Genomic DNA, 9405 nt, shown 5'->3' with positions numbered 1-9405 from the left:
ATCAGGACTTCTTTTCGTCGTGGAGATAGAGAGATAGAGGGCGCGAAAAAAAAGAGCATCACCTTACGGTGATGCTCATTTGGCAAGGACTGTCAACATTCTGTCCTTGACTTTTGAACCAGTTTAATTAATTCTGAATGGTTTTTTTGTCTGGCAGCTGTGCAATAATAATCGCAATAAACATAAGTACACAGCCCAATCCTTCTTTAATTGTAAGACTCTGACCTAAGATGACCCATCCTGCAAGTGCTGAGAATACAGACTCCATACTCAACAAAATAGAAGCCACTGTAGGATTCATACCCTTCTGTCCGATAATCTGTAATGTATAACCAGCTCCACTTGATAATAATCCTGCATAGAGAATAGGTGCACATCCTGCTATGATATTATGCATTGATACATCTTCAAATAGGAACATAGGAATAGTATTTAATAATGCACATGTGAAGAACTGAATACAGCTCATCTTTACACCATCTACTAAAGGTGAATAATGATTAATGACAAGAATATGTAATGCGAATACACAGGCACATGCACATACTAATAAGTCACCTTTACCTAAAGAAAGTGATCCTGTCATACATAATAAATAAAGACCAATCACTGCTAGGACAACAGATATACCAATCTTAGGACCTAACTTCTTCCCTAAAAATAAGCTAAAGAATGGTACAACAATAATATAGAGTGCTGTAATAAATCCCGCTTTACCAACAGTTGTATACTGAATACCAAACTGCTGCAGGGCACTTGCTAGACCTAATACAATACCACAGGCAATTCCACCTGCCCATAATTTCTTATCCTTGAAGTTCATTGTATGATCAAAGAAATAAATAAGTGGTAATAAAACAAGTCCACCTAAATAACTACGTAAGGCAGTAAAAGTAAATGGTCCTACATAATCCATACCAGCACTTTGTGCTACAAAGGCACAGCCCCAGATGAAGGCTGTAAGTAGCAGTAATAAATGATTTTTATAACGCATGATTTCCCTCCTACAAAGGGTATTCTACACGAAATCATCTCTACTTACAAAAGATATTTATCTACGATTACTTTTATTCCATCATGATCATTATCTAATGTGATTTCAGTGGCTAGATTCTTAATTTCTTCTGTTGCATTCCCCATCGCAATTGCTTTACCAGCACTTTGGAATGCTTCAATATCATTTCCACTATCTCCTATCATGATTGTATTTTCAATAGGGATATTTAAGTAAGATGATAAAGATTCAAGTCCTGCACCTTTAGTAATACCTAAAGGTGTGACTTCAATAGCTGTTTCTTCTACCACAGCACAGCTGACTGGAAATACTTCTAGTTTCTTTAAAAGCTGATTCATTGCGTCAACACTTGGATTATATAAACAGAACTTAAGAATCTCATTCTTGTGTTTATTGGCATATTCATAGATATCCTCTACAGCCTCTGCACGGCTTTCAAACATGGATTGATAGATAGCCATATTGTAGTAAGGCATATTCTCTACATCTTTTTGAGAGGCAATAGAATGCGACGAATCGAGTAAATACAACATCACATCCTCTTTCTTCACAATATCCATCATCTGTGTAAATACATCTGTATCAAAAGAATGAATTTCTAATGGTTTGTTGTTTTTGAAATCATAGTTCAAACATCCACTCAGTAATATTCCATAATCACAGAAATCTAATTCACCTTCATAGTCTTTTAATTCTGCCAGCCCTCTTCCTGTACATAAACAGATACTCTGTCCTCTATTACTTGCTTCATATAAAGAAGATGCTGTATTTTTAGAAATAGTCTTATCAGACTTTAGAAGTGTACCATCCATATCGAGGGCCAAAAGATATCTTTCCTTGATCCATCCATAATGCAGACAGGCATTGTAGATACCATCTTTGTCGGCATCAGTAGTCACATAAGTGGCTTTCTTCTTTAATTCATCTATACCATTACCCATCGCAATACTTGTCCACTCTGGAATAAACATAGACAAATCATTCTTTTCATCACCAAATACGACAACATCCTTAATATCACCACCAAGATGTTCCACCATACGTTTAATACCCTTGCTCTTATCTCCTGGTTCTACAAACAAGTATTCCTTATGAAAACGACACCAAGGTAACTTCTTTAAAGACTCTAGTTTCTCTTCTTCACCCTTGAAGCAGGCAATATATACCTTATAGATTTGATCATAATCACGTGGATCTAAACCTTCTACCACTTCTGTCTTCATATAAATATCATGAGTAAACTCATAAAAACGATTATCTGGTGCAAGTCTTCTTGTTTTGTTGTCAGGAGAAAAAGCCCATATCAAACCCTTCTTCTCACATTCATCTATTAAATCAAGACATAATTGATAATCCAATGGTTCTATGCCTTTTAACTGATCATCAATAGTAATTCCATTCCCTCCATCACTGATCATATTATGAAAACCTAATTCATGCATATAATCATGTGCCATGGCATAACTTCTACCTGTCGCAATCGCAATAAAATGACCCTCTGCTTCTAGCTGTTTTAAAGCATATTGTGTTGATTCAGGAATATATTGATCTCCTGGTGTACCTACAGCTAAAGTCCCATCAATATCAAAGAAAAAGTATTTTCTATTCATCATGTACCCCTCACTTTCGAGATACATTATACACGCATGAATATGCATTACTCAATCATCATTGATGCATGTTCTAGAATGAATAGTTAGAGTCTTCACATACCATATGTTCTGGATAAATTTCCATAGCATATGAAGTTGTTCCTGAACGATTTGGATAAAAGCGTCCTCTGACACTTCCTTCAATAGACACAGATTGACCCTTTTCAAAGTGGTCTACAACATACTGCGCTTTCTCATCCCAGATTACACAACGTATATAATCATAACGTGGTCTATCTTCTGTCCCTCCTTTCGTAGTAAGTAAGAAAGAACCTCTTAATATTCCATTTCTAGATTCTTTCACTTCTGGATCAGATGTAATCTGACCTTGTAATTTAACTTCATTCATATTTTTATTCCTCCTTCTATATACTTATTCCCTAAAACAATTAGAAATTACTTAAGATTTTTTAAAAAAAGTTTAATTCCCTACAACCCTTATGGTATATAATGTTTAAAAACGGAGGAGATTATATGGAATTAGAAACAAAAGCAATCCATGAAGGCTGGAAGCCTGGTAATGGAGAACCTAGACAGTTACCAATTTATGAAAGTACTACTTTTAAATATGATTCAAGTGAAGAAATGGGTATGTTATTTGATTTAGAAAAAGACGGTTATTTCTATTCACGCTTACAGAACCCTACTAATGATGCAGTTGCAGCTAAACTTACAAGCATGGAAGGTGGCTATGCTGGTATGTTGACAAGTTCAGGACAGGCAGCTAACTTCTTTGCGATTTTTAATATTTGTGAAGCAGGAGGACATGTTGTTGCTTCTGGTAATATTTATGGAGGTAGTTATAACCTACTTTCAGTGACTATGAAAAAGATGGGTGTTGATGTGACTTTTATTAACCAGGATGCATCTGTAGAAGAAATCAATGCGGCATTTAAAGAAAATACTAAGTGTATGTTTGGAGAAACATTATCTAACCCTACAATGGAAGTATTAGATATTGAAAAGTTTGCATCCATTGCCCATGCACATGGTGTCCCTTTAATTGTGGACAATACATTCGCAACACCTGCAAATTGTCAGCCTATTAAATGGGGTGCAGATATTGTAACTCATTCTACAACTAAATATTTAGATGGGCATGCATCTGGTGTAGGTGGCGCTATTATTGATAGTGGTAACTTTGACTGGATGAGTCATGCAGAAAAATTCCCAGGACTTACAACTCCAGATGATAGTTATCATGGAATCACTTATGCAAAGAGATTTGGTAAAGCAGCTTATATTACTAAAGCCACTGCACAGTTAATGCGTGACTTAGGATCTATTCCTTCACCATTTAATAGTTATTTATTAAATATTGGAATTGAATCATTACCAGCACGTATGCGTGTACATTGTGAAAATGCCTTAAAAGTCGCTACATACTTAAAGAATCATCCAAAAGTAGAATGGATCCACTATCCAGGACTAGAAGATGATAAATATCATGAAGCAGCTAAGAAGTATATGCCTCGTGGTACATGTGGTGTTATGTGCTTTGGTTTAAAGGGTGATAAGAAGGAAGCAGTGACTTTCATGGATCACTTACAGCTTATTAATATTGTCACTCATGTTGCTGATGCAAAGACTTGTATCCTACATCCAGCAAGTCATACACATCGTCAAATGACAGATGAACAATTAAAAGAAGCAGGTGTCGATCCAACACTTATTCGTTTATCTATTGGCTTAGAAAACCCAGATGACTTAATCAAAGATATTGAAGAAGCATTAAAGTATTAAAAAAGACTGTTCAAATGAACAGTCCTGAAAGCAGAATTTATTTCTGCTTTTTTTATGCTTTCCATAAACCATGAAGATTGCAGTAATCATAAGCTGCTACAACTTCATCACCTTCACCAATATAGAATACAGCTTCAGGCTTGTCAGAAGGTGTTAACTGTTTGAACTGAGTACCATTCTTAGTTTCTAATACAATTAATGTAATGTAGTGTGCTTCAGTCATAGGATGTTCTACTGATCCTACAGATACTGTTACTTTATTATCCTCTACTTTCACTACAGGAACATGCTTTTCAACTGCGGCATCAGTTGTATTTGCTGTTAATTCCTTCATAGGTTCACCACAACAAACTACTGGTACACCAGAATCCACAAAATGAGTGATAACGTTACCACAATGTTCACAACGATAAAATTTCATATTCAATTCCTCCTTTATCTACTCCTATCATATCACTTTTAGAATATAACTACTAATGATATGCTTTCTTTTACAATATTTAAAAATTAAATTGTAAAAGCGTTGATTACAAAAGGGTTTTTTAAATTATCATTTGTGATTTTTTTACAAAATATTCTTGTAAATATTTACAAAAGGCATTATTATGTAAATGGAAATATAAATAGAAGTTTTATATGGAGGTGATACATATGACTAGTGATTTTAGTATTGCTGTCCACGCTCTCGTCTATTTAGGTAAAAACCAAGACCTTATTTCTAGTGATGAACTTGCAAAGCATATTTGCACTCATCCAGTACGTGTAAGACGTGTTATGATCAAATTGAGAGAAGCTGGCCTTATTAAGGCTAAAGCAGGTGTTGATGGAGGATATCGTCTTGATAAAGAAGCAGATAATATTACTTTATCTGAGATTGCGAAATCTGTCTCAAATGATTATATCCATGTGACTTGGCACAATGGAGAAGATGGAAGAGAAGCCATTAAGGACTCTAAAGTAGAACAAGCCATTGATTCTATTTTTGTAGATCTTAATGAAGCGTGTGACAATTTGTTGAAAGACAAGACCATCGAGGACATTATGAATATATCGAAGTAGAAATGGTCTACAATCAAAAGAAGCAGCCTAAATGGCTGCTTTTTTAAAGTCTAGTACTAAATTTAAGATAATACCTCCTACAACCATTCCTGCACCAATCAAACTAATACCAGATATTGTTTCATGGAAGAAGATAAAAGCCCACAGAGGCGCTAAAATGACTTCTAACATACAAATAAGATTGGCTGTAAAAGCTTCTGTACAAGAAATACCTAATGCAAGAAATATACCACCTAAACACATTGGGAAGAAACCATAACCACATACACCAAAGGCATCGGTGATATGGAAGTGAGGAAGTCCTCTAAAGACAATTAAACCTACTGTAAGAGAGAACATATAGGCAAATATTGTCGAAGAGAAAGCTTCAGCCTCTTCTTTGTTGTTGAGGTAGAACTGCATTCCAAAGCAGGCTCCTGATATAATTGCGAGTATATTTCCTAATAGATGCGAGAAGGAAAGAGTATCTGCAAAAAATAGTGCCATACCGATAAAGACAATCGCAATGATCCCCATTTGTCTTTTTGTCGGTAATTTACGTAAATCAATTGATTGATAGATCAATACAAAGATTGTTGATGAGTATTGTAATACAATCGCATTGGCCACTGATGTCAGCTTATTGGCATAGATGAATGTCAAACTCATAAGAAACTGAAAGACCCCTACTGTAACTGTCATTTTATTGAATACCAGTTTCTTATGATGAATAATCATACTAAGAGGTATTGCGACAATAGAACTCATCATTGAGAATCCTAGCCCACTTAAGTGGCTTGCACGTATAAATAAACCTGCAAGTGACCAGCAAAATGCTGTCATAAGCAGGAAGAATACACCTTTTGTACTTATTTTATTTTCCATAATACAGCCACTAATAATGCGATGATTAAAGGAATAAGCACCGGCACAACAACACATAAACCAAATAAAAGCATATTATTCATAAAGTTCACGCTCCTTTTCCCCATTATAGCATGCTATAATGAGGAAAACAAAGAGGAGATGATATCATGTGGGTTGTTGAAAGAATTGATGAAAAAGGGTATTATCATCTAGAAAACTTAAAAACAGGTGAAACCATTTTAAAGAGAGATTTAAATGCACATGAGAATGATGTATTAAATGAATGCTTCCATGTTTTACCTGAAGAAACTAAGAAGAGAAAACAAGAAGTGGATGATTTGTTCCACTCTCTATTATAGAGGTGACTACATGTTAATTAATATACAGAATTTATCTTATGCAATTGGTGAGAGACAGTTGTATAAGAACTTGAATATGATTGTAGAGGATACAGATAAGATTGCCTTAGTTGGTGTCAATGGAACAGGTAAGAGTACTTTATTAAAAATGATTGCCCATCATGACAGTCCTGCTATTACTTATAAAAAGGATCTAAAGATTGCATACTTATCTCAGAATCCTGTATTTAGAGATAATGAAACGATTCTTAATGAAGCAAAACATATTCTTAAGGATGTCCCTGAATATTCTATTAAGTCTTCTTTAACACGTTTTGGTTTAGAAGATATGGATCAGGTGATCAGTACGCTATCTGGTGGTCAGAAGAAACGTTTAGCTCTTGCTATCGTATTACTAGAAGAATGTGATTTACTTATTCTAGATGAACCAACAAACCATCTAGATACACCTATGATTGAATATCTAGAAAAATATTTAATAAAACGTTCTAAAGGATTACTTATGGTCACTCATGATCGTTACTTCCTAGAACGTATTACTAATAAGATTTATGAATTAGATAGAGGTGAGATTTTCCCTTATGTAGCCAATTATTCACACTTCCTAGAATTAAAGGCAGAAAGAGAAAACAATGCCTTACAGGCACAAAGAAAAAGAAACCTCTTCTTAAAGAAAGAACTAGAATGGGTCAGAGCAGGTGTTCAGGCACGTTCTACTAAGAGTAAAGACCGTTTACAGCGTTTTGAAGAATTATCTTCTATTGAACAGATTCAAGAAAAAGGAACTGTTGAATTAATAGATACTACAAGTCGTTTAGGTAAAAAGACTATTGAGTTAGTGAATGTATCTAAGAGTTATCCTGATAAGGTGATGTTTAAGCCATTTTCTTATTTATTTAAGAGATTTGACCGTATTGGTATATTAGGACAAAATGGCTGTGGTAAGACAACACTCCTTAATATGATTGCAGGTATTATCACTGATTATGATGGAGAGATTATTATTGGAGATACAATCCGTATGGCCTATTTCCAGCAACATTTCCATTATGATGATCCTACAATGAGAGTGATTGATTATATTAGAGAAACAAGTGATAATCTAGAAACAAGTGAAGGAACACTTAGTGCTCGTAATATGTGTGAACGTTTTTTATTTGATGACCATGCCCAGTATACACAAATTGGTAAGTTATCTGGTGGTGAACAAAGAAGACTCTACTTATTAAAGGTATTAATGGGTGCACCTAATGTATTACTATTAGATGAACCGACGAATGACTTAGATATTGAAACATTGAATGTATTAGAAGATTATCTAGATACATTTAAAGGTATTGTGATTACTGTATCCCATGACCGTTATTTCCTAGATCGTATTGTAGATGGTTTATTTGTCTTTAAGGATCAGGAAATTCATTATGTGAATGGTGGCTATAGTGCTTCTATTGATATCACTAATACAAAGAAAGAAACAGAATCTCAGAAAGAAGATTATCGTAAACAAGCTAAAGAAAATAGAAAAAGAAGATTAACTTTCAGTGAAAAAAAAGAACTAGAAGGTATGGACGATCTTCTTATGAATCTAGAAACACGTTTAAGTGAGATTGATGAAGAAATGGGTTCTACCCAGGACTTTGAAAAGCTTGATGAATTAAGTAATGAACGTGATGAAGTTGAAAAGACTTTAGAAGAAAAGAATGAACGTTATCTAGAACTATTAGAAATAGAAGAAAGCTAATGAAAAGAGGAACCCATTTGGATTCCTCTTTTGCTATATAAGGAGAAGCATTAGACTCATTTGAATAATTTATCAAACCCATCGTATTGATATTGAGTTCTTTTTATTATTAGACTTTTTATGGGTTCAACATTTTATTAGAAATTTTCATTTCTCACTGAATATAAGATCGAATCTTACTATAATTGCCGTATTACTTATTTACTTTTCGGTTCATTAGACTAGGAAGTCAAGTAACATGTCTTATATTTAATGTTTTATCTTCTGTCTTCTCTTTTCGTTTATATCATACATTATCGCTCACATAAATGCAAGCGTTTACACGCATTTTCATAAATTGAAAATACAGTGATGAATAGATGCTTTTTCACAAATATAATTGACGTTAGTATACGTATACTATACAACAGCGGTAGAAGTACCCCAAGTGAGCCTACTTGCGCAAAAACTCTTTGTCTATCGACAAGGAGGTTTTGTTTCCAACTGAAAAAGCTATGGCTTTTACATCACCATAGCTTTTCCTGCTGGATACTAGGATTACATCTTTTGGATTCAATTTCCAGCGTCAATAGATAAATAGAAAACCTTTTCACAGCCTTCTGATATATAGATCAACGTACCTTATTATTATATTCAGGAGCTATCTCCCGTTTTCCACCTTTCTTATAAACCATATTATTAATAAAGCATATAAATCATTATTAGTGGATAAATACGTTTTTCCTAATTTAATTGAGTATCCTCAACGGATACTCAGTCACAGTATCCCATGGGAATCTCTCCTTTCTGACCAAGTTCTTTGAGATGAATGTATATGTTAAGGAGGTCTTCCTCCTCTCTTTCTGACTTAATTATAGCCTAATAATTACAATTATGCAAGCGTTTACATTCTATTTTTATATAATGAAAATACTGTCAACCGAAATTGATAATGTCTCAAAAATAATCAAACATTAGCACCACAACGGTGCTTTTGTTTTGCAGCATAAT

Annotated in this window: 9 protein-coding genes; 4 read left to right on the top strand and 5 right to left on the bottom strand. The window is 34.2% G+C overall.

From position 1 onward, the window contains the following. Positions 1-127: 127 nt before the first annotated feature. The 3 genes from EAI80_RS10290 to EAI80_RS10280 all read right to left on the bottom strand — a co-directional run bounded on the left by EAI80_RS10290 (position 128) and on the right by EAI80_RS10280 (position 3016). Positions 128-994: a DMT family transporter gene (locus EAI80_RS10290; RefSeq protein WP_129981947.1), complete on the bottom strand. Its 867-nt coding sequence runs from the start codon at positions 992-994 to the stop codon at positions 128-130. A gap of 44 nt (positions 995-1038) precedes the next feature. Further along, entirely contained in the window at positions 1039-2628 is a 1590-nt protein-coding gene (locus EAI80_RS13470; protein ID WP_161220333.1) for a Cof-type HAD-IIB family hydrolase, read from the bottom strand. A gap of 70 nt (positions 2629-2698) precedes the next feature. Further along, positions 2699-3016 (bottom strand): single-stranded DNA-binding protein, encoded by a 318-nt coding sequence (locus tag EAI80_RS10280; RefSeq protein WP_022425350.1) that lies wholly within the window; start codon positions 3014-3016, stop codon positions 2699-2701. A 125-nt stretch (positions 3017-3141) separates the two neighbouring features. Between EAI80_RS10280 and EAI80_RS10275 the strand changes: the two genes are divergently transcribed. Then, a complete protein-coding gene (locus EAI80_RS10275) occupies positions 3142-4410 on the top strand; it encodes an O-acetylhomoserine aminocarboxypropyltransferase/cysteine synthase family protein (protein WP_192924050.1) in 1269 nt (422 codons plus the stop codon). 52 nt (positions 4411-4462) lie between these two features. Here EAI80_RS10275 and EAI80_RS10270 read toward each other — a convergent pair whose 3' ends face one another. Continuing rightward, positions 4463-4831, bottom strand: coding sequence for a desulfoferrodoxin family protein (locus EAI80_RS10270; protein ID WP_022425348.1), 369 nt, complete (start codon positions 4829-4831; stop codon positions 4463-4465). Between the two features lie 230 nt (positions 4832-5061). Between EAI80_RS10270 and EAI80_RS10265 the strand changes: the two genes are divergently transcribed. Further along, a complete protein-coding gene (locus EAI80_RS10265) occupies positions 5062-5469 on the top strand; it encodes an Rrf2 family transcriptional regulator (protein WP_161220332.1) in 408 nt (135 codons plus the stop codon). Positions 5470-5496: 27 nt separating this feature from the next. Here EAI80_RS10265 and EAI80_RS10260 read toward each other — a convergent pair whose 3' ends face one another. Further along, entirely contained in the window at positions 5497-6333 is an 837-nt protein-coding gene (locus EAI80_RS10260) for a DMT family transporter (RefSeq protein ID WP_161220331.1), read from the bottom strand. Between the two features lie 149 nt (positions 6334-6482). On the opposite strand from EAI80_RS10260, the gene EAI80_RS10255 reads away from it, so the two are divergent. Both EAI80_RS10255 and EAI80_RS10250 read left to right on the top strand, forming a co-directional pair. Further along, positions 6483-6674, top strand: a complete 192-nt coding sequence (locus EAI80_RS10255; protein ID WP_129981943.1) for a DUF3006 family protein — start codon at positions 6483-6485, stop codon at positions 6672-6674. 10 nt (positions 6675-6684) lie between these two features. Beyond that, entirely contained in the window at positions 6685-8415 is a 1731-nt protein-coding gene (locus EAI80_RS10250; RefSeq protein ID WP_129981942.1) for an ABC-F family ATP-binding cassette domain-containing protein, read from the top strand. Positions 8416-9405: the final 990 nt, after the last annotated feature.

Origin of the sequence: Catenibacterium sp. co_0103 (assembly GCF_004168205.1) — a bacterium.
Classification (GTDB): Bacteria; Bacillota_I; Bacilli_A; order Erysipelotrichales; family Coprobacillaceae; genus Catenibacterium; species Catenibacterium mitsuoka_A.
The sequence above is the reverse complement of the archived record's forward strand: the minus strand, read 5'-3'. Positions and strand labels throughout refer to the sequence as shown.